Origin of the sequence: Alcanivorax sp. (genome assembly GCF_017794965.1) — a bacterium.
Classification (GTDB): Bacteria; Pseudomonadota; Gammaproteobacteria; order Pseudomonadales; family Alcanivoracaceae; genus Alcanivorax.
Map to the genome: position 1 here is coordinate 280739 of NZ_CP051240.1, position 18917 is coordinate 299655.

Consider the following 18917-nt stretch of genomic DNA (forward strand, 5'->3'; position numbering starts at 1 on the left):
AGCAGTCGGGAATGACCTACCATAACCAAAGAAGCGGCAAAGGAGCGACAAGGATGCTCCTTCGAATTAGTTAGGGGAAGAACCGTTGCGAAAGTTCCATTGGGTTGTGTTTGCCGTGTTGGCGCTCCTCAGCACGGTGGCGCAGGCGATAAAGCCAGAGCCTGTTGTCCTTGAAGGTATCGGCGATGAGGTGGCACTGGGGGCCAGAATGCAGATTCTGGAAGATCCGGAAAGTCACTGGACTCTGGATCAGGTGCGCAACCAGTTTGCCAGCCGCTTTCGTAACAGCGATGCCTCGGCGCTGAATTTCGGTTTTACCGACAGTACGCTGTGGCTGCGCTTCGCGGTGGATGCCACCGATGCGGAGGGCAGCTGGTTTCTGGTGGAGCGCCATCCGATTCTGGATGAGTTGACACTCTACGTGCCCGACGGTGCCGGGGGTTACCGCTCTTTTCCGGTGGGTGATACCCGGCCCTTCTCGTTGCGGCCAATGGATCACCGCTCCTTCGTATTCTCCCTGAATACCGATAACGGTGGTGTTACCGAGTACTATCTCAAGGTGAAGGGCAAGGGGGCGCTGAACATGATGCCCATGCTCTACAGCGCCAAAGGGCTGGTGGAATATTCCTATTTGGAGCAGCTGATCCAGGGGCTGTTCTATGGCTCTCTGGCCATCATGCTGATCTATAACCTGATGCTGTTCCTGTCCCTGCGCGATAACGTACACCTGCATTTTGTGATGTTTCTGGCCGGGATCATCTTTTTCAACATTTCGGTAAGCGGTTATGGCCTGCAGTTTCTCTGGCCGGAAACACCGAAGATCAATGAATATTTCTGGTTGGCGACCTATGTGATTGCGCTGGCGCTGGCGCTGTATTCCCGCCAGTTTTTGCAGTTGGCGCAACGCTTTCCGCGCTACGACCGCCTGTTACGTCATTACATGATTCTGATCGGGGTGGCGTTTCTGCTGCAGTGGGTGTTGCAGCCGCCTTACTCCTATCACCTTTCCACCTTCATCGCCCTGCTAACGGTGGTACTGTTCAGCTGGCTGGGCTGGACGGTGTGGCGTCAGGGGTTCCGGGTGGCGCGGCTGTATGTGCTTGCCTGGTCGGTTTTCCTGCTGACCATTTTCCTCTATGCGATCGGTAATCTCGGGCTGATTCCCTACCATGTGCTGGTGCCTTACCTGCCGCATATTGGCGCCCTTTGGGTGGTGGTGATGTTGTCGCTGGCGCTGGGTGACCGAATTCGGTTTCTGGAGAATGAGCGCAAGCAGCTGGCGCTGGAGGCGCAACAGAATCTGGAGCGGCACCTGTCCGATATCGAGCAGATGAACCAGGACAAATCCATGTTCCTGCAGTACATCAGCCATGAGCTGAACACGCCGATCAACTGGATCGGGGCTGCGGACTCGCTGGGCAACAACAACGGTGAAGACAGTGATGTGGATGTGTGGGCCATGGTGCGCAAGGGGCAGAAACGCCTGATTGGCATTGTGGGCACCTCACTGCGTTACTTTGACCTTTCCGACCGCAGCCAGGCGCCGCCGGTGGGTAGCTGCCAGCCCATGTGGATCCTGGATGCCCTGATCCGCGAGGAATCCGACCGCATTGAGCAAAGCGGGCTGACCCTGCGCAATCGGGTCTCACCCAATTTGCGGGTGCGGGCCAGTGAAACCGAGCTGCGGGAAGTGTTTGCCATGGGGCTGGACAATGCCCTGCGATTCAGTGCCGAAGGCGGCATTGTGGAGATGGTCAGCGAGGTGGATGTGGGCGAGGGCTTTGCTCATATCGTGATTCGCGACGAGGGCAAGGGGGCTACGGCGGAGCAGCTGGAGCACATCATGGAGCCGTTCTTCGTGATGGGTTCCCGGCACCATGAGGAGGGCTTTGGCCTTTCGCTGGCCATGGCCCGGGTCATGGTCGAACAGGTGGGCGGTCAATTATGGGCGGAGAGCCCCGGTCCCGGCCGGGGCTTCAGCCTGCATGTGCGTCTGCCGCTGGCCGAATTCGAGGGTGCAACCGCCTCCTGATGGATCAGCCCTGCTGGCAATGTGCCGGCAGGGTAAGGTCTTCACCCAGCGCCTGACCGATCAGGCGGACGAAATCCTTGCCCACGCCGCGCCCGCGGGTGGCAGGGTGCACCACCATCCAGTCCAGCCGGGGCTGGTTTTTCCCTATCAGGGCAATAGCCACACGCTTGCCGTTGAAGTGGGCGGCAAACAGCCTGTGTTCCCCGCGCGCCTGCGCATCCTGCAGTTTTTGCCGGTATTCCGGGTCATCGCGCAGCACCTGCTCGAAGGTCTGGCATTCTTCCAGGGAAAAAGGGTGGGCCTGAACGCTGATGGGCATGGATCGACTCCGCTGGTTGAGGGAATGGGGGCTCTGCCACAATGGTGTCAACAGGCCGTCAGGCTGCGTATAATAGCCGGCCCAATGCCCGGGAGGTATAGATGAGCAAGCGAAGCGCGACTGTTGAGCGCAATACCCTGGAAACCCAGATCCAGGTTTCCATCAATCTGGATGGCACCGGCCAGTGCAAACTGGACACCGGACTGCCGTTTCTGGAACACATGCTGGACCAGGTGGCGCGCCACGGTCTGGTGGACCTGGAGATCAAGGCCAAGGGCGATTTGCACATCGATGCTCACCACACCGTGGAAGATATCGGTATTACCCTGGGGCAGGCGTTCGCCAAGGCGGTGGGTGACAAGAAAGGCGTACGTCGCTACGGCCATGCCTATGTGCCGCTGGATGAAGCCCTGTCCCGCGTGGTGGTAGACCTGTCCGGCCGTCCCGGTCTGGAAATGTTTGTGGATTTCACCCGTGGCAGCATTGGCGGCTTTGATGTGGATCTGTTCTACGAATTCTTCCAGGGACTGGTGAACCACAGCATGATCACCCTGCATATCGACAACCTGCGTGGCAAGAATGCCCACCACCAGGCCGAGACTGTGTTCAAGGCTTTCGGGCGCGCCCTGCGCATGGCCATTGAGCCGGATCCGCGCATGAGCGGCATCACCCCGTCCACCAAGGGCACCCTGAGCGAAAGCGAGTAAGTGCAGCCATGAGCGAAGTAGTTGCCGTTATTGATTACGGTATGGGCAACCTGCATTCCGCAGGCAAGGCTCTGGAAAAAGTGGCCAATGGGCAACAGATTCTCATCACCGGCGATGCCGACCAGATCCGCGCGGCGGACCGGGTGGTGTTTCCGGGGGTGGGGGCGATCCGCGATTGCATTGCTGTGCTGAAAGACACCGGTCTGGATCAGGCGATCCGTGACGTGATTGCCGCTGGCAAGCCGCTGCTGGGTATCTGTGTCGGCATGCAGGCGCTGATGGCGCGCAGCGAAGAAAATAACGGCGTGGATTGCCTCGGCGTGTTCGACGGTGAAGTGACCTTCTTTGGGGACATGCACGATGATACCGGCGGCAAGCTGAAAGTGCCGCACATGGGCTGGAACCAGGTGCAGCAGGGGATGGCGCATCCCATGTGGGCCGGTATCGCCAATAACGCCCGCTTCTACTTTGTGCACAGCTACTGTGTCACCGGTCTGGCCGATGAAGAGGTGGCGGGTTTCTGCGATTACGGTCGCCGTTTTGCTGCTGCCGCCACACGCGGCAATGTCTTTGCGGTGCAGTTCCATCCTGAAAAGAGCGCAGATGCGGGGCTGACCCTGCTGGAAAACTTCCTGCGCTGGCAGCCCTGACGTCAGTTGACTGCAATACTCCGTTTTATTGGTTGTCCCTTGGTGGGACGGCCCAGTTTTGAGATCTTGATATGCTTTTAATTCCTGCCATCGACCTGAAAGACGGAAAATGTGTTCGCCTCAAGCAGGGGCGGATGGAAGACGATACGGTGTTTTCCGAGGATCCGGTGGCGGTAGCCACACACTGGGTCGAGCAGGGTGCCCGTCGGCTGCACCTGGTGGATCTCAATGGTGCTTTTGCTGGTGAGCCGGTGAACGGCGAGATCGTCAAAGCGATCGCCCGCAAATATCCGGATCTGCCGATTCAGATTGGCGGTGGTATTCGCAGCCCGGAAATTATTCAGGCCTATCTGGATGCCGGCGTTCAGTGGGTGATCATTGGCACCAAGGCGGTGAACGAGCCGGAATTTGTTCGTGACATGTGCAAGCAGTTCCCCGGTCACATCATTGTCGGGCTGGATGCGAAGGAGGGTTGGGTAGCCACCGATGGCTGGGCCAATGTCACTGATGTGAACGTGATTGATCTGGCCAGACAGTTCGAGAATGACGGTGTTTCTGCCATCGTTTACACCGACATCAGCCGTGACGGCATGCTGCAGGGCGTGAATGTGGATGCCACCGTGCGTCTGGCCCAGTCCATGTCCATTCCTGTGATCGCCTCCGGTGGCATTACCAACCTGGACGATGTCCGCAACCTGTGTGGTGTGGCGGACCAGGGCATCAGTGGGGCCATCACCGGCCGTGCCATCTACGAAAACACCCTCAACTTTGCAGAAGGTCAGGCGTTGTCTGACGAACTGATCAAGGCCTGAGGCGGAGACAAGCATGGGACTCGCCAAACGCATAATTCCCTGTCTGGACGTGGATGATGGCCGCGTGGTCAAGGGCGTCCAGTTCGTGGATATCCGTGATGCCGGTGACCCGGTGGAAGTGGCCAAGCGCTACAACGATGCCGGAGCTGACGAGATCACCTTTCTGGACATCACGGCCAGCCACGAAGGACGGGATACCACCCTGCATACCGTGGAACGGATCGCCAGCCAGGTATTCATTCCCCTGACCGTGGGCGGCGGCGTGCGCACCCTGGAAGACATCCGTAATCTGCTCAACGCCGGTGCCGACAAGGTGGGGATTAATTCCGCTGCCGTGCACAACCCGGAATTCGTTCGCGAAGCGGCAGAGAGATTTGGCTCACAGTGCATTGTGGTGGCCATCGATGCCAAGAAAGTCAGCGCGGAAAGTGAGCCCAACCGCTGGGAAATTTTCACCCATGGCGGTCGCAAGCCCACCGGGCTGGATGCGGTGCAATGGGCAAAGCGCATGACTGATTACGGCGCCGGCGAGATTCTGCTCACCAGCATGGATCGTGACGGCACCAAGAACGGTTTTGATATTGCTCTCACCCGCGCCATTTCCGATGCGGTGCCGGTGCCGGTGATTGCCAGTGGCGGGGTGGGCAACCTGCAGCATCTGGTGGATGGCGTCATTCAGGGCGGTGCCGATGCGGTGCTGGCGGCTTCGATCTTCCACTTTGGTGAATATTCCGTGGAAGAGGCCAAGCGCTTCATGCAGAGCGCGGGTATCGAAATGAGGTTGTGATTTTACGCCCGATGCAGGATGCCTGACGCCAGACGCAAAAAACCGCCGATCCCGGCGGTTTTTTTGTGATCATTCAATCGCCCGTGTTTCGTCGCTTGCAGGCAAGCTCCCACAGTAGCCCCCTGTCGCTCCTTTTGTTTGGCGTCAGGCTTCCGGCGTCCAGTATCAAGCGTCCCCATGGCCAAATGCGCCATCCTCAATGCCGTTCATGCGTCGCCGCTGGCAGGGGCCTCTGCACTGAATTACTCTCGAATGTATATCTACAAGAAAGAGTCCGGGAGAGTACGCAATGGGTTCCAGTGCATTGATCGATATCGGTTTGCCGATATCCCTGTTCTTGATCATGGTCGGCATGGGCATGACGCTCACGCCAAAGGATTTCCGAGAGGTGGCCATTGCCCCACGGGGGACCGCCTACGGTCTGGTTTGCCAGATCCTGCTGCTGCCGTTGGTGGCGTTCGGTGTGGCCGTGGCGATGGAGCTTTCTCCGGCCCTGGCCGTGGGCTTGATTGTGGTGGCCGCCTGCCCGGGGGGAACCACGTCCAACCTGTTTGTCTATCTGGGCCGTGGCGACGTGGCGCTGTCCATTGTGCTGACCGTGATTGCCAGCCTGATCACCATCGTGACCCTTCCGGCCTTCACCGGCTGGGCGCTGGAGCATTTCCATGACTCGGACAGGACTATCGACCTGCCGGTGCTGCGCACCGTGCTCACCCTGATCGTTATTGTGTTGCTGCCGGTGGCCATTGGCATGACGATTCGTCACTTCAAGCCGGTCCTGGCAGCAAAGGGCGAGAAAGCGGTGGGCCTGCTCGGCCTGGTGGTGCTGATAGCCGTAATTGTATTGCTGCTGGTAAAGCTGGGTGATGAAGCCTTCGAGCTGTTCCGCAAGGCCGGGGTGTCGGCGATTGCCCTGAATGTGGCGGGCATCGCGCTGGGTATGCTGGGGGGGCGGCTGATCGGTCTGTCCCGTGACCAGGCCTTTACCGTGGCGATCGAGCTGGGCATCAAGAATGGTACGCTGGGCTTGATGGTCACTCTGACGTTGCTGCACTCGGAGGCCATGTCGGTACCGTCAGCGGTGTACGGCGTGCTGATGTTTGCCTTCGGTTTCCTGATGATTGGTTATGCCCGGCTCACCGGCATTGGGCGCCGCTCTCAGCTTTCCCCGTGATCTTTGCTGATGGCGGCGGCGGTGCTCATCACCGGTGCCGTCAGCAGCTCTGACACCGGTACCACGTGGATTCCAGCCTGATTCAGCAGGGGGAGTACCTGTTGCAGGTAGTGTACGGTTTCCGGGTAGGGGTGCCCGATGGCGATGGCCTGTCCGCGCTGACGGGCCAGTTTGATCAGCTTGTTGAATTGCTCATTGATGGCCGGCAGGGTGCGTTCGTTGTCCAGAAAGATGTCGCGTCCGGCGTTGGCAATGCCGGCCTGGCGCGCCTGAAGCAGCGCCACTGAGCGCCCGGTGGTGCGGCTGTCCACGAAGAATAATTGCCGGGCCTTGAGCTCCCCCATCAGCCACCCCATGGGGCGAGTCTGCTCGGTGAGTGCGCTTCCCATATGATTGTTCAGGCCACGGGCTTCTGGCAGCTGATCCAGGGCCAGGCGTACCTGGTCCTGGATTTCCTGTTGTGTCATTTCCAGCGTGAGGCCGCCACGATCCAGGCGGGCGTGGTGTTGTGCGGCCATAGGCATGTGCACAATCACTTCCTTGCCTTTGCGGCTGGCCTGGCGGGCCAGGCGAGGCCCGTGGGGGGAAAAGGGGATAACGGCGCAGGTTACCGCAGCGGGCAGATCTACAATGGCCTGGCCGTTCCCCCGGCTGTAGCCCAGATCATCAATGATGATGGCGATGCGCGGCGGGTTGGCCTGGGCGGCAGCAGTGACCAGTGTCACCGCCAGCAGGGCCAGTCGTATCAACAGTTTGGCCATCAGGGGTTGTCGCTGTTGGCCTGTTGGGTGGTGATGCGGGACATGACCACGCCCTTGAGGATGGCGAGGGCCTGGGCCAGGGGGTAGTCCTCCTGGGCCAGTGAGGGCGTGCTTTTCTTGCTGGTCCCCTCGCCATTTTCGTTGTCCAGGTGGCGCGGCAGATCCGCTTCACGCAGCTGCTGGTCTTCCCGCACTTCCAGGTGGGTAACCTGATCAATGGTAATGTCCGGGACAATGCCCTCGGCCTGAATGGAGCGGCCAGAAGGTGTGTAATAACGGGCGGTGGTCAGTTTCAGGGCCTTGTCTTCGCTGAGCGGTAGCACGGTCTGCACGGAGCCTTTGCCAAAGGTGCGGTTGCCCACCACCAGTGCCCGGTGTTGATCCTGCAAGGCGCCGGCCACGATTTCCGAGGCAGAGGCGCTGCCACCGTTCACCAGTACCACCAGTGGCACCCCTGCCAGCCGGTCTTCGGATGAGGCCTTGAACTCGCTGCGGCTGTCCTGGCTGCGCCCCTGGGTGTAAACGATCAGTCCGTTGTTGAGGAACAGGTCAGCAACTTCCACGGCGCCGCCCAATACCCCGCCGGGATTGTTGCGCAGGTCCAGTATCAGGCCGCGCAGCTCGCCTTCTTTACTAAGCTTGTCCAGAGCCTTGCCGGTGTCCGCACCGGTATTGTTCTGGAACTGGGAAATACGCACATAGCCGAGACCGGGCTCCAACAGCCGGGAGCGCACACTGTGCAGCTGTATCTTGTCGCGTTTGACGCTGACCTGGCGTGGGTTTTCTTCCCCCTCGCTGAGCACCATCAGTTCAATTTCAGAGCCGATTTCGCCGCGCATCAACTCCACGGCTTCGCTCAGGGTCAGGCCTTTCACAAAGGTGTCGTCGATCTTCAGGATCAGGTCGCCCGCCTGAATGCCGGCCTTGCTGGCCGGAGAATCGTCCACGGGGGTCACGACCTTGACGAAGCCGTCTTCCATGGTGACTTCAATACCCAGGCCACCAAATTCACCGGTGGTGGTGACTTGCAGATCTTCAAACTGGTCCGGGGTCAGGTAGCTGGAATGGGGGTCCAGTTCATAGAGCATGCCGCGAATGGCGGATTCCAGCAGATCCTTGTCACTCACCTCTTCGATATAGGAGCCACGGATTCGCTCCATGACTTCGGCAAAGGCGCGCAGTTCTTCCACGGGGACGCCTTGCTGGGCGGCCTGACGATCCAGCGCCGGGTCGGCGGCTTGTGCCGGCAGGGACGTCAGCCCGATCAGGCCGGTGAGCAGGACGGAGCGAAGCGCATGTTGTTTGAATGTTGGCATCAAGGATCCCCGGCGCACGGACTATGCCGTGCGGTTCAACGATTGTTCTGGGCAATGGGAGGCAGTGTAACACGGCGGTCGCACCAGCGTGTCGGGTTCACCGCCTTGCCGCGATGGCGTATCTCGAAGTACAGACCACTGGCCATGTTGCCGCCGGAGTTGCCGGCCAGTGCCAGGCTGTCACCGGCAGATACCCATTCCCCCACTTCCCGCAACAGGGCCTGATTGTAACCGTACAGGCTCAGGTAGCCTTCGCCATGATCGACAATGGTGAGCAGGCCGTAGCCCCTTAGCCAGTCTGCGAACACCACCCGGCCCGGGTGGATGGCTCGAACCGGGGTCCCCCCCGGGGCTGACATGATCACGCCCTGCCAGCGCAGCGCTCCCTCGCGACGACTGTTGTAGCCAGTGGTGATGCGGCCTGGCAGTGGCCAGGGCAGTTTGCCGGCCAGTTTGCCGAAGGGCTTGCCACCCAGGTCGGCGGGAATATCGTCAAAACTGCGGCGCATCTCTTCCAGCAAGGCGGCAAGGCGTTGCTGGTCGGTCTTTAGTTGGTTGATGTCCTTGCCGCGGTTATCCAGCGAGCGGTTCAGGGCGGCCAGACTCTGCTGGCGTTTCTGCTGGGCTTGTTCCAGCTTGCTGGCATGGCGGGCTATTTCTGCGCGTTTATCCAGCAGTGCCTGACGCGCGCTGGCAACCCGCTCGCCAACGGCCTGCAGTTCTGTCAGCTCGGCCCGGACCGCCTTCAGGCGCTGGGTGCGGGCGCGTTGATAATATTCCTGGTATCGCATCAGTCGGGCAATTTGATCGGGTTGTTCCTGATTGAGCAACAACTTGAGTCGCTCCTGGCGGCCGCTTTGATAGCTGGCGCGGACCGTGCGGGCGAGCCATTCCACCTGGGTGCGCTTGTCCCTGGCCAGGGCGGCCTGTTCCTTTTCCAGAGTGGCTAACTTGCGCTTCGCCTCTGCCTCGCGCTGTTCCAGATCACGCTGCTCTTTGGCCAGTCGGCTGATGCGCAGCTCGGCCTCACGCAGGTCTGCCTGCACGGAATCGCGTTGCCGGAGTTCTTTGGCCTGGGCCTGGCTGAGTTCGCTGATGCGGCTTTTCAGGGCTTCCAGTTCGGCCTTGGAGGGTGTGCTGTCTGCGTGAGCGGGAAGGCAAAGCAGTGCCAGCAAGGTCAGCCCGAAGAGCCGTCCGGCGACGGGGGAGAAAGGGACGCTGATTGGCATGGTTTTACCTTCCCCCCCAAGGGGTGTGTATACTTGGCGCCGATTTTTCATCGATCCTGATGCGGGGGGCTTGCCCCGCAAGACGGATTAACGCCACTGATTCGGGGTTCCCATGAGCCAACTGTTTGAATTCGCCAGCAACCATTATCTTCTGGTGTCCGCCTTTTTCCTGCTGTGGGCTGTATTTTTCGTGCTTGAATCCCGCCGCGGCGGCAAGCCGGTGACGCCACAGATGGCCACCAATATGGTCAACCGGGAAGAGGCTGTCATTGTGGATCTGCGCGACAGCGATGAGTTTCGCGCCGGCCACATTGCCGGTAGCCTCAATATTCCGGCCGGTCAGGCTCTAGAGCGTATTGCAGAACTGGAAAAATACAAGGGCAAACCGCTGATTCTGACTTGTGATATGGGCAGCAAGGCCTCACATCTTGGCAGGCAGCTGCGTCCCAAGGGCTTTGATAACCTTTTCCGGATTCAGGGGGGCATCAACGCCTGGCGTTCTGCCTCACTGCCGGTGGTGAAAGGCTAATTACAGGAGGGTAGACCATGGCGAAAGTGGAACTCTATACAACCGCGTGGTGCCCTTTCTGTGTCCGCGCCAAGCGGCTGCTGGACAGCAAGAATGTGTCCTACCAGGACACCGATGTGGACCGCGATCCGTCACAGCGTCAGGTAATGATGCAACGTGGCGGCGCCCATACGGTGCCGCAGATCTTTATTAATGATCACCCCGTGGGCGGGTGTGATGAACTCTATGCTCTCGAGCGGGCGGGGGAACTGGATGCCCTGCTCGGAGCCGATCAGTAACTGGAGAGAACAATGGCTGACGAACAACAACAGGTTTTCCAACTGCAGCGTGTGTACCTGAAAGATGCGTCCTTTGAATGTCCCGGCGCACCGGAAGTGTTCCTGCAGGAGTGGAAGCCCAAGGTAAACGTGCAGATCAACAACGGTGCCCGTCGCGTGGGCGAAAGCACCGAGTACGAAGTGGAGCTGACCGTCACGGTGACGGCAAAGGACGAGAAGGAAGAAAAGACCTTCTATCTGGCCGAAGTGAAGCAGGCCGGCATCTTCACCGTGAAGGGGATTGAGGGCGAAGAGCTGGGTCAGCTGCTGGGCGCCTACTGCCCGAACCTGCTGTTCCCCTACGTGCGTGAAGTTGTCTCTGACCTGGTCGCCAAGGGGTCCTTCCCGCAAATGCTGCTGCAGCCGATCAACTTCGACGCCCTGTACCAACAGCAGCGTCAACAGCAGGCGGCGCAGGCTGAGGCGAAGGGCGAAACGGTTCAGTGAACAGTTAACAGTGAATAGTGAACAGCGCCGCGAAGCGGGGTTGTCAGTTCATAAACGAAAGAGGCCGCGCTCAGGCATTGGGCGCGGCCTCTTGCGTTTAAGGCTAAAACAAACCAGCCCCGCGCGCTGTTCACTATTCACTGTTCACTGCTCCCACATATCCCAACTGCCGCCACGCCTCATACACCGTGACGGCGACGGCGTTGCTGAGATTGAGGCTGCGGCTGTCGGGGACCATGGGCAGGCGCAGACGTTGTTCGGCGGGGAGGGAGTCGATGATGGCCGGGGGCAGGCCGCGGGTTTCCGGGCCAAATAGCAGTACGTCGCCCTCCCTGAATGGGGCGTCACTGTGGGGGCGGCTGGCTTTGGTGGTCAGGGCAAATACTCGTTGCTCGGGAATCTGCTGCAAAAATGTCTCGAAGTTGCGGTGAATGTGCAGGTTGGCGAATTCCCGATAGTCCAGTCCGGCCCGCCGCAGCTTCTTTTCATCCAGAGAGAAGCCCAGTGGCTCGATCAGGTGCAGGGTGGCGCCGGTGTTGGCGGCCAGACGAATGATGTTACCGGTGTTAGGTGGAATTTCCGGTTCGTAGAGGGCAATGTGCAGCATTGTGTTTTGCCGTCAGGGCGGCGCCATGGTACTGATTAGGGAGTGCCAAAGGATAACAGGGAATCAGAATGAAGCGAGGATGGCGAATCGGGTTGGCAATCGTGCCGGCCCTGCTGCTGGTGGGTTGTGAGAGTGAACCTGAAGGGCAGCTGCTGGAAGTGGCGCCTTACCGGACCGCGTGTATTGGCGTAGGGCCCATGGAGTGCCTGCAGGTGCGCCGTGACGGTGAGGAGAGCTATTCGCTGTTTTACAGCAAGATCGAAGGGTTTGAGTTTGAATCAGGCTATCAGTACACCCTGCGTGTAAAGGTGACTCCGGTGAAGGATGCGCCTACAGATGCCAGCTCCGAGCGTTATACGCTGCTGGAAGTGGTGGAAAAGGCGGATGTGAACCAGCAGGAGGCTCCCTGACCCTTGCGCTGTGTGTATCAGGCCCGGGACGGGCTGGAAGCTCATGTGGTGGCCGATCTGCTCCAGCAAGTGGGTATTGCCGCGCGGGTGCAGGGAGACCTGTTACAGGGCGGGATGGGAGAGCTGCCGGCGTCAGGCCTGGTTGCCGTATGGGTAGATAATGAGGAAGAAGCCCGCGCCCGGGAGCTGGTGGAAGAGTATCAGCGCGAGCAACCAGAGCTGCCTGAGTCGCGGTCCCCATCAACACCGTTATCCTCGGCGGGTTTCCTGTCAGGTTTGCTGGTGGGGTTCTTTGCCGGGGTGCTGGTGATGTTGATGCTGTTGAGATGAGTTTAAAGTTGAAAGTTCAAAGTTGAAAAGAGAGAGCCTGGCTGCTTTGGCGTAGGTTGGCGCGGGCTTTGGTCTTTGCGTGAAGCATGAAGCGGCCGCAGCCATAAAAAAAACCGGGTTGGTACCCGGTTTTTTTTGGTTGCCGTTCAGTATCAGGCGCGGCCGGCGCGCTTGCGTTCGGTTTCCGTGAGCAGTTTCTTGCGCAGACGCAGGCTTTCCGGAGTGACTTCCACCAGCTCGTCATCTTCGATGAAGTCCAGTGCCTGTTCCAGGCTGAAGCGGATCGGCGGGGTCAGTACGATGTTCTCATCGGTGCCGGAGGCGCGCATGTTAGTCAGCTGCTTGCCCTTGGTGGGGTTCACCGCCAGGTCGTTGCCGCGGCTGTGAATGCCGATGATCTGGCCTTCGTACACGTCAACGTTCGGGTCGATCAGCATGCGGCCACGTTCCTGCAGGTTGAACAGGGCGAAGCCCAGCGCCTTGCCCTTCACCATGGAGACCAGCACACCATTGATGCGCTTGGCCATGTCACCCGGCTTGAACTCGCCGTAGTGGCTGAAGGTGCTGTTCAGGATGCCAGTACCAGAGGTGAGTGTCAGGAACTGGCTGCGGAAACCGATCAGGCCACGGCTGGGAACGAGGAATTCCAGGCGAACCCGGCCCTTGCCGTCCGGTTCCATGTTGGTCATTTCGGCCTTGCGCAGACCCAGCTGCTCCATGATGGAACCCTGGTGCTGCTCTTCCACATCGGCCACCACGGTTTCGTAGGGCTCCTGCTTCTCGCCGTTCTCTTCGCGGATAATCACCTGGGGGCGACCGACCGCCAGCTCGAAGCCTTCACGACGCATATTCTCGATCAGCACCGACAGGTGCAGTTCACCACGGCCGGACACGCGGAACTGGTCGGCGCTGCCGGTTTCTTCCACGCGCAGAGCCACGTTGTGCTTTAGTTCGGCGTCCAGGCGCTCGCGGATCTGGCGGCTGGTCACGAACTTGCCTTCCTGGCCAGCGAACGGGGAGGTGTTCACATGGAAGAACATGCTCACGGTGGGCTCGTCCACGCTCAGCGGCGGCAGCGCTTCCACATTGGCCGGATCACACAGGGTGTCGGAAATGTTCAGCGGATCGAGGCCGGTGATACAGACGATCTCACCGGCGGACGCGGCAGGGGCGTCGACACGTTCAAGGCCGTGGTAGCCCATGATGGTCAGAATTTTACCGTTGCGCACGGCGCCGTCAGCACCGATCACTTTCACCGGGCTGTTGGCCTTGATCTGGCCACGCTTGACCCGACCGATACCGATGATGCCCAGGTAGCTGTTGTAATCCAGAGAGGAGATCTGCATCTGGAACGGGCCGTCGGCGTCCACATCCGGGTAGTCCACCTTGTCGACGATGGCCTGCAGCAGCGGCGTCATGTCGTCAGCCAGATTGTCTGCTTCCAGGCCGGCGATACCGTTAAGGGCGGAGGCATAGATCACCGGGAAGTCCAGTTGCTCATCGGTGGCTCCCAGGTTGTCGAACAGGTCGAACACCTGATCCATTACCCAGTCAGGACGGGCGCCAGGGCGGTCGATCTTGTTGATCACCACGATCGGCTTGAGGCCGGCAGCGAAGGCTTTCTGGGTCACGAAGCGGGTCTGGGGCATGGGGCCGTCTACCGCGTCTACCAGCAGCAGTACGGAATCCACCATGGACATCACCCGCTCTACTTCACCGCCAAAGTCGGCGTGTCCGGGGGTGTCCACGATGTTGATGCGGTAATCGTTCCACTGAATAGCGGTGTTCTTGGAGAGGATGGTGATGCCACGCTCCTTCTCCAGATCGTTGGAATCCATCACCCGCTCGATGTCGCCAGCGCGATCTCCCAGGGTGCCGGATTGTTGCAGCAGCTTGTCCACCAGGGTGGTTTTGCCGTGGTCAACGTGGGCGATAATGGCAATATTGCGCAGGCGTTCAATCACGAGTGTTGGCTCCAGTGAAGAATGGGCGGAACCGCTCCGGGTCCCGCAGGGGCGCGCATTATAACAGCGCTGGTGGCAGGGGATAGCCCATCGGTCAGCTTTCTTGTTTGTGAACTGGTTCATGATTTTACGGTTGTTCCTGCGAAGAACGCCGGGATGACCTAGAATGGCGCAACCTTTTCGTCCCGGCTTAGTCACAAAGCTGTCTCTCTTACCGGTTCTCCGGGCAGTAACGCTTTTAGATTCAGGTTGTTATGATGCGATTCTCTCTTTGGCTGATGTTGGCCGGCTGCACTCTTGTGGCACAGGCCCAGGGGCCTGCCAGCAAGGTGATTTACGGCTTGAACGAGCATGTCCAGCTTCGCGAATTGGGGGTGAGTGTGCCGGCCAAACTGGATACCGGAGCAGAATCCGCTTCTCTGAGCGCCCGCCACATCCGCATTTTTGAACGCGACGGGGTGGACATGGTCGAGTTTGACCTGGCGTTGATGAAGCAGGACCGAGAGGCGCTGGGGATCAAGCGGGAGCAGTGGGATGATATTCAGCTGCCCCTGGTGGGGCATGTGCGTATCAAACGACTTGCAGAGAGTCTCGTGGAGGAAGAAAGAGGGTACAATCGACGCCCCATGGTCATGCTGACGGTGTGCATGGGGCGGCGGGCAGAGCAGATCGAGGTCAATCTGACTGACCGCAGTGATTTCAGCTACCCGCTGCTGATCGGGGCAGATGCCCTGAAGCGTCTCGGGGCCGTGGTCGATCCCTCTCTGGTGATGACCGCCGGCAAGCCTCGCTGCACGCTGGAACTGGATGAACAACACGACGACACGACGGAGGCTGCCGAGGCGCAATAATGGGTTCAGTGAAGTTTCAGGCTCGCCTTCTGGCGTTAATGCTGCTGTTGCTGGGCGCGGGCAGCATTCTTTATCAGGTGTTTGTCCAGGATGTTCCCCTGAGTCAGGACGAGAAAGATCCGGTCTGGGTGATTGATGCCCAGGTGGGTTTTACCGCCAGACCCAATAAACCCGTCAAGGTGCGCATGTTCGTGCCGCCGCAGGGGAGCGGATTTACCACCCTCAATGAGAGTTTCATTTCCAACAATTACGGCGTGAACGTGAACGAGGAAAAGGGCAACCGGCAGGTGACCTGGTCCTCTCGCCGTGCGGACGGCCGCCAGTTTCTTTACTACCGGTTGATGCTGACCCATCGCTATGCCCAGGCGGGCGAGGTGGCGCCCGGCCCGCAGTTTCGACAGGCCCCCAATGTACAAGGCCCTGAACGCCTGGCTGCCGAGGCGCTGCTGGAGCCCATCCGTCAGCATTCTGCGGATGTGGAAACCTTTATCAGTGAGACCATCAAGCGGGTCAACGAGCTGGAGAATGACAACGCCCAGTTGTTGCTCGGCAGTGATGTTTCCGCACTCAATCGCGCCCGTGTGGTCGATCTGCTGCTGGGGTTGTCCCATATCCCGGTAGAGCCGGTGCATACCTTGCGTCTGGCAGAGTCCCAGGAGCAGGAGCCCGAGTTGTGGCTGCGCAGTTATAACGGTCGCGAGTGGCTGTACTTCAACCCGGTCAATGGCCAGCAGGGCCTCCCGGAGGACCGTCTGGTGTGGTGGCGCGGCTGGGAGCCGCTGATGAAGGTGGACGGAGGCAAGTCGGCGGACATGGTGTTCAGCGTGCATCGCAATGAAATGAGTGCATTGCAGCTGGCCCAGACCCTGCGCACGAAGGATGCCAGCAGCTTTATCGATTTTTCCCTTTATGAATTGCCGCTGCCGGCACAGCAACTCTACCGCACCCTGATCATGATTCCATTCGGGGTAATCCTGGTGCTGGTGATGCGGTCGCTGGTGGGGATGGAAACCCTGGGTACCTTTACCCCGGTGCTGATTGCCCTGGCTTTCCGCGAGACGCAGGTAATATACGGCGTGTTGCTGTTTGTGTTCATCACGGCGCTGGGGCTGTCGTTACGCTCCTATCTTGAACACCTGAAATTACAGTTGTTACCCAGGCTCTCGGTGGTGCTGACCTTTGTCGTGATGGTGATGGCGTTGATGAGCCTGGTGGGCTACAAGCTGGGTATCGGTTCCGGGTTGTCCGTGGGATTGTTCCCCATGGTGGTGTTGACCATGGTGATCGAGCGGACCTCCATCGTCTGGGAAGAGCGGGGTGGCAGCCAGTCACTCAAGGTGGGGCTGGGGACGCTTGTGGTAGCGGTACTCAGTCATCTGCTGATGGTCTGGCAGCCGCTGTCCTACTTTGCCTTCACGTTCCCCGGGGTGCTGCTGTGTGTGGCGGCCTTCATGGTGATGATGGGGCATTATCGAGGCTACCGTATCACTGAGCTGGTGCGTTTCCGGGCCATGGTGGATGGAGACAAGCACTGATGTTCTGGTCGAAGACCCGCAAGGCGCTGCGTGCCCGTGGGGTGATGGGCATCAACCAGCGCAACGGCGACTACATCCTGCGATACAACAAGCGCAGCCTGTACCCGATGGTGGATGACAAGCTCAAGACCAAGAAAATGGCCATTGATGCGGGCATTCGGGTGCCGGAGCTGTATGGTGCCATTGGTACCGAGCAGGGTATCAGTACCCTGCGCAAGGTGGTGGATACCCACCGCGACTTTGTCATCAAGCCGGCCCAGGGGGCTGGCGGCGATGGCATTATGGTGATCGCCGACCGCTTTGAGCATTATTTTCGCTCAGCCTCCGGGCGCATCATCACCCAGGAGGAGCTGGAGCATCATATTTCCGGAATCCTCTCCGGGGTCTATTCCCTCGGTGGTCACCGCGACCAGGCCCTGATCGAATACCGGGTGCGCTCCACCGAGCTGTTCAACCGCATCAGTTACGAAGGCGTACCAGACATTCGCATCATCGTGCTCAAGGGCTATCCGGTGGCGGCCATGTTGCGCTTGCCGACCCGGCAATCCCAGGGCAAGGCCAACTTGCATCAGGGGGCTATTGGTGTGGGGCTGGATCTTTCCAGTGGCGTCACCCTGGGAGGGACCTGGCACAACCAGCGCATCGAGCGTCATCCGGATACGGCCAACGCCGTAGCCGGGCTCACCGTACCGGATTGGGAAGACTGTCTGGCGCTGGCTGCACGCTGTTACGACCTGACCGGCCTGGGCTATCTGGGGGTAGATCTGGTGATGGACCGGGATCATGGCCCGATGATGCTGGAACTCAATGCCCGTCCCGGCTTGAACATCCAGATCGCCATGGATGACGGTCTGCTGCGACGCTGTCGCCAAGTGGAGCAGCATCTGGAACAGCTAAATGATGAAGATCGCCCGGCGCCCGAGCGGGTAGCATTTTCCAAACAGCAATTTGCGGTGGCAGGGGTGGTGCCGCAGCCCCCTGAAACAACGCAGTAACCCCTGTGCTCGGGGGGTATTGTGATTGCTCCCGAGCCCGCTTTCCCGCGCTGACTATCGCACCCCCTTGCCGGGCTGATGACCTTGCCAAAGTAGTGTAATCAGGGGATCGGCCGGCTCTCCCAATACGCTGTAGAAGCGGTATTCCGCATCAAGCTTTTCGTCATTTTCATGAAAGTCCAGGGTCAGCAGGCCGTGGGTGGCGCGGGTGAATGTCTGGCTGTCACTGGCTGGGCCAAGATCGTTGTTGATGCTGGCGGAGCCGGAGATCAGTTGCCGGGTGCCACGGTATTCTCCCTCATCTGACAGGATGTGATCGTGGCCGCCAAGCAGCAGATCCAGGCTGCCCACCAGCTTGTGCTTCAGGCCCAGGTTGATCATCTCATGGGCATTGCCGTGGGAGCCGGTGCTGAACATGGGATGGTGGGCGAAACCCATGCTGAATCGACACCCCTGCTCCCGGGCGATCTGCTTGCTCTTTTTCAGCCAGTTGCCTTGCCGGTGCAGGTGATACCACTTTTCGAACCAGGTGGTTTCCAGGCTGAAGGCGCAGGCATCCGGCCACTGCTCAAAATAGTAGAAATGGGGCAGATGGATCAGCGGGTGACGGCGCGCCACCTCCAGCCAGGCCTCCCCATCCTGTTTCCAGTCGTGATTGCCCAACACCAGATATACCGGGATGCCGGCGTCCAGCGCAGGCTGCAGCGGGGGCAGGAAGCGTTCCTGAATGAGCGGGTCGTCCGGCCCGTTGATGCCATCCGGGTAGACCAGGTCCCCCTGATAACGGACCTGGTCGCAGTGCAGTTCAACGATGGCCTGCCCCACGGCCAGGGCTGGCTGATTACCCCAGCCTGCGTCGCCGATCACGCATACCCGCTGCCCTGCCAGGGGCTTCTTGTGTACCAGCCAGGGGGCATGGGGGATGTGCCACCACCAGGCCAGTGCGGCGCTGACGGCAATGAGAATCAGCAGAGTGCCAAGGCGGCGAAGCCGGTGTTGCATGTTGGGTCCGTGTAAAAGCTCCGGGATCGGGGAGTGTGGCGGTGGGCTGTGACGTGCAAGTGACAAGCGGTGGCCGTGGAGGATGCGTGAAAACCGCCTCGTTGCTATACTTCGCCGCCCAATTTTCAGGCTCGGGGCGTGCT

The 18917-nt window shown here is 59.7% G+C and carries 21 protein-coding genes; 14 read left to right on the forward strand and 7 right to left on the reverse strand.

The features are described from left to right. Window positions 1-85 precede the first annotated feature (85 nt). On the forward strand, window positions 86-2032 hold the full coding sequence (locus tag HF945_RS01320) for a sensor histidine kinase (RefSeq protein ID WP_290523993.1): 1947 nt from the start codon (window positions 86-88) through the stop codon (window positions 2030-2032). A gap of 4 nt (window positions 2033-2036) precedes the next feature. On the opposite strand, the gene HF945_RS01325 is transcribed toward HF945_RS01320, so the two are convergent. Continuing rightward, window positions 2037-2351: a GNAT family N-acetyltransferase gene (locus HF945_RS01325; protein ID WP_290523994.1), complete on the reverse strand. Its 315-nt coding sequence runs from the start codon at window positions 2349-2351 to the stop codon at window positions 2037-2039. 101 nt (window positions 2352-2452) lie between these two features. Here HF945_RS01325 and hisB point away from each other — a divergent pair, with 101 nt between their 5' ends. From hisB to HF945_RS01350, 5 genes are all read left to right on the forward strand, one after another. Continuing rightward, window positions 2453-3058: an imidazoleglycerol-phosphate dehydratase HisB gene (gene hisB, locus HF945_RS01330; RefSeq protein ID WP_290523995.1), complete on the forward strand. Its 606-nt coding sequence runs from the start codon at window positions 2453-2455 to the stop codon at window positions 3056-3058. A gap of 8 nt (window positions 3059-3066) precedes the next feature. Next, window positions 3067-3708, forward strand: coding sequence for an imidazole glycerol phosphate synthase subunit HisH (gene hisH, locus HF945_RS01335; RefSeq protein ID WP_290523996.1), 642 nt, complete (start codon window positions 3067-3069; stop codon window positions 3706-3708). A gap of 71 nt (window positions 3709-3779) precedes the next feature. Further along, window positions 3780-4520: a 1-(5-phosphoribosyl)-5-[(5-phosphoribosylamino)methylideneamino]imidazole-4-carboxamide isomerase gene (gene hisA / locus HF945_RS01340; protein WP_290523997.1), complete on the forward strand. Its 741-nt coding sequence runs from the start codon at window positions 3780-3782 to the stop codon at window positions 4518-4520. A gap of 13 nt (window positions 4521-4533) precedes the next feature. Then, the gene (hisF, locus tag HF945_RS01345; protein ID WP_290523998.1) at window positions 4534-5307 is read left to right on the forward strand and encodes an imidazole glycerol phosphate synthase subunit HisF; all 774 of its coding nucleotides are present in this window, start codon (window positions 4534-4536) and stop codon (window positions 5305-5307) included. 289 nt (window positions 5308-5596) lie between these two features. Further along, window positions 5597-6481, forward strand: a complete 885-nt coding sequence (locus HF945_RS01350) for a bile acid:sodium symporter family protein (protein ID WP_290523999.1) — start codon at window positions 5597-5599, stop codon at window positions 6479-6481. Here HF945_RS01350 and HF945_RS01355 read toward each other — a convergent pair. From HF945_RS01355 to HF945_RS01365, 3 genes are read right to left on the reverse strand one after another with little or no spacing between them, the layout of a single operon-like run. Continuing rightward, window positions 6466-7242 carry a divergent polysaccharide deacetylase family protein gene (locus HF945_RS01355; protein WP_290524000.1) on the reverse strand — a complete coding sequence of 259 codons (777 nt, stop codon included), beginning with the start codon at window positions 7240-7242 and terminating at the stop codon, window positions 6466-6468. The genes HF945_RS01350 and HF945_RS01355 overlap by 16 nt on opposite strands. After that, window positions 7242-8558, reverse strand: coding sequence for a S41 family peptidase (locus HF945_RS01360; protein ID WP_290524001.1), 1317 nt, complete (start codon window positions 8556-8558; stop codon window positions 7242-7244). Before HF945_RS01360 ends, HF945_RS01355 begins: the two co-directional genes overlap by 1 nt. A 35-nt stretch (window positions 8559-8593) precedes the next feature. Next, window positions 8594-9787, reverse strand: a complete 1194-nt coding sequence (locus HF945_RS01365; protein WP_290524002.1) for a peptidoglycan DD-metalloendopeptidase family protein — start codon at window positions 9785-9787, stop codon at window positions 8594-8596. 112 nt (window positions 9788-9899) lie between these two features. Between HF945_RS01365 and HF945_RS01370 the strand changes: the two genes are divergently transcribed. From HF945_RS01370 to secB, 3 genes are read left to right on the forward strand one after another with little or no spacing between them, the layout of a single operon-like run. Beyond that, window positions 9900-10316 (forward strand): rhodanese-like domain-containing protein, encoded by a 417-nt coding sequence (locus tag HF945_RS01370; protein ID WP_290524003.1) that lies wholly within the window; start codon window positions 9900-9902, stop codon window positions 10314-10316. Window positions 10317-10333: 17 nt separating this feature from the next. Next, a complete protein-coding gene (grxC, locus tag HF945_RS01375; RefSeq protein WP_290524004.1) occupies window positions 10334-10594 on the forward strand; it encodes a glutaredoxin 3 in 261 nt (86 codons plus the stop codon). A gap of 12 nt (window positions 10595-10606) precedes the next feature. Then, the gene (gene secB / locus HF945_RS01380; RefSeq protein ID WP_290524005.1) at window positions 10607-11080 is read left to right on the forward strand and encodes a protein-export chaperone SecB; all 474 of its coding nucleotides are present in this window, start codon (window positions 10607-10609) and stop codon (window positions 11078-11080) included. 133 nt (window positions 11081-11213) lie between these two features. Here secB and trmL read toward each other — a convergent pair whose 3' ends face one another. Continuing rightward, window positions 11214-11687: a tRNA (uridine(34)/cytosine(34)/5-carboxymethylaminomethyluridine(34)-2'-O)-methyltransferase TrmL gene (gene trmL, locus HF945_RS01385; protein ID WP_290524006.1), complete on the reverse strand. Its 474-nt coding sequence runs from the start codon at window positions 11685-11687 to the stop codon at window positions 11214-11216. A 68-nt stretch (window positions 11688-11755) separates the two neighbouring features. Between trmL and HF945_RS01390 the strand changes: the two genes are divergently transcribed. Continuing rightward, window positions 11756-12097 carry a DUF4377 domain-containing protein gene (locus tag HF945_RS01390; protein WP_290524007.1) on the forward strand — a complete coding sequence of 114 codons (342 nt, stop codon included), beginning with the start codon at window positions 11756-11758 and terminating at the stop codon, window positions 12095-12097. 12 nt (window positions 12098-12109) lie between these two features. Next, window positions 12110-12427, forward strand: a complete 318-nt coding sequence (locus tag HF945_RS01395; RefSeq protein WP_290525371.1) for a DUF2007 domain-containing protein — start codon at window positions 12110-12112, stop codon at window positions 12425-12427. Window positions 12428-12579: 152 nt separating this feature from the next. On the opposite strand, the gene typA is transcribed toward HF945_RS01395, so the two are convergent. Next, window positions 12580-14391, reverse strand: coding sequence for a translational GTPase TypA (gene typA / locus HF945_RS01400; protein ID WP_290524008.1), 1812 nt, complete (start codon window positions 14389-14391; stop codon window positions 12580-12582). 254 nt (window positions 14392-14645) lie between these two features. Here typA and HF945_RS01405 point away from each other — a divergent pair, with 254 nt between their 5' ends. The 3 genes from HF945_RS01405 to HF945_RS01415 are packed head-to-tail and all read left to right on the forward strand — an operon-like array spanning window position 14646 to window position 17772. Then, complete coding sequence (locus HF945_RS01405) at window positions 14646-15242, forward strand: RimK/LysX family protein (protein WP_290524009.1); 597 nt, start codon at window positions 14646-14648, stop codon at window positions 15240-15242. Then, window positions 15242-16777: an inactive transglutaminase family protein gene (locus HF945_RS01410; RefSeq protein WP_290524010.1), complete on the forward strand. Its 1536-nt coding sequence runs from the start codon at window positions 15242-15244 to the stop codon at window positions 16775-16777. Before HF945_RS01405 ends, HF945_RS01410 begins: the two co-directional genes overlap by 1 nt. Further along, window positions 16777-17772, forward strand: a complete 996-nt coding sequence (locus tag HF945_RS01415; RefSeq protein WP_290524011.1) for an alpha-L-glutamate ligase-like protein — start codon at window positions 16777-16779, stop codon at window positions 17770-17772. The genes HF945_RS01410 and HF945_RS01415 overlap by 1 nt, the downstream gene beginning before the upstream one ends. A 54-nt stretch (window positions 17773-17826) precedes the next feature. Here the strand turns inward: HF945_RS01415 and HF945_RS01420 are convergent, their stop codons facing one another. Further along, a complete protein-coding gene (locus tag HF945_RS01420) occupies window positions 17827-18774 on the reverse strand; it encodes a metallophosphoesterase (RefSeq protein ID WP_290524012.1) in 948 nt (315 codons plus the stop codon). Window positions 18775-18917 lie beyond the last annotated feature (143 nt).

Coding starts and splice junctions, on each gene's coding strand:
- trmL (WP_290524006.1), bottom strand. CDS start 11,687: ATGCTGCACATTGCCCTCTACGAACCGGAAATTCCACCTAACACCGGT.
- hisB (WP_290523995.1), top strand. CDS start 2,453: ATGAGCAAGCGAAGCGCGACTGTTGAGCGCAATACCCTGGAAACCCAG.
- HF945_RS01355 (WP_290524000.1), bottom strand. CDS start 7,242: ATGGCCAAACTGTTGATACGACTGGCCCTGCTGGCGGTGACACTGGTC.
- hisA (WP_290523997.1), top strand. CDS start 3,780: ATGCTTTTAATTCCTGCCATCGACCTGAAAGACGGAAAATGTGTTCGC.
- HF945_RS01365 (WP_290524002.1), bottom strand. CDS start 9,787: ATGCCAATCAGCGTCCCTTTCTCCCCCGTCGCCGGACGGCTCTTCGGG.
- HF945_RS01410 (WP_290524010.1), top strand. CDS start 15,242: ATGGGTTCAGTGAAGTTTCAGGCTCGCCTTCTGGCGTTAATGCTGCTG.
- secB (WP_290524005.1), top strand. CDS start 10,607: ATGGCTGACGAACAACAACAGGTTTTCCAACTGCAGCGTGTGTACCTG.
- HF945_RS01420 (WP_290524012.1), bottom strand. CDS start 18,774: ATGCAACACCGGCTTCGCCGCCTTGGCACTCTGCTGATTCTCATTGCC.
- hisF (WP_290523998.1), top strand. CDS start 4,534: ATGGGACTCGCCAAACGCATAATTCCCTGTCTGGACGTGGATGATGGC.
- HF945_RS01390 (WP_290524007.1), top strand. CDS start 11,756: ATGAAGCGAGGATGGCGAATCGGGTTGGCAATCGTGCCGGCCCTGCTG.
- HF945_RS01360 (WP_290524001.1), bottom strand. CDS start 8,558: ATGCCAACATTCAAACAACATGCGCTTCGCTCCGTCCTGCTCACCGGC.
- HF945_RS01370 (WP_290524003.1), top strand. CDS start 9,900: ATGAGCCAACTGTTTGAATTCGCCAGCAACCATTATCTTCTGGTGTCC.
- grxC (WP_290524004.1), top strand. CDS start 10,334: ATGGCGAAAGTGGAACTCTATACAACCGCGTGGTGCCCTTTCTGTGTC.
- HF945_RS01350 (WP_290523999.1), top strand. CDS start 5,597: ATGGGTTCCAGTGCATTGATCGATATCGGTTTGCCGATATCCCTGTTC.
- HF945_RS01325 (WP_290523994.1), bottom strand. CDS start 2,351: ATGCCCATCAGCGTTCAGGCCCACCCTTTTTCCCTGGAAGAATGCCAG.
- HF945_RS01415 (WP_290524011.1), top strand. CDS start 16,777: ATGTTCTGGTCGAAGACCCGCAAGGCGCTGCGTGCCCGTGGGGTGATG.
- hisH (WP_290523996.1), top strand. CDS start 3,067: ATGAGCGAAGTAGTTGCCGTTATTGATTACGGTATGGGCAACCTGCAT.
- HF945_RS01405 (WP_290524009.1), top strand. CDS start 14,646: ATGATGCGATTCTCTCTTTGGCTGATGTTGGCCGGCTGCACTCTTGTG.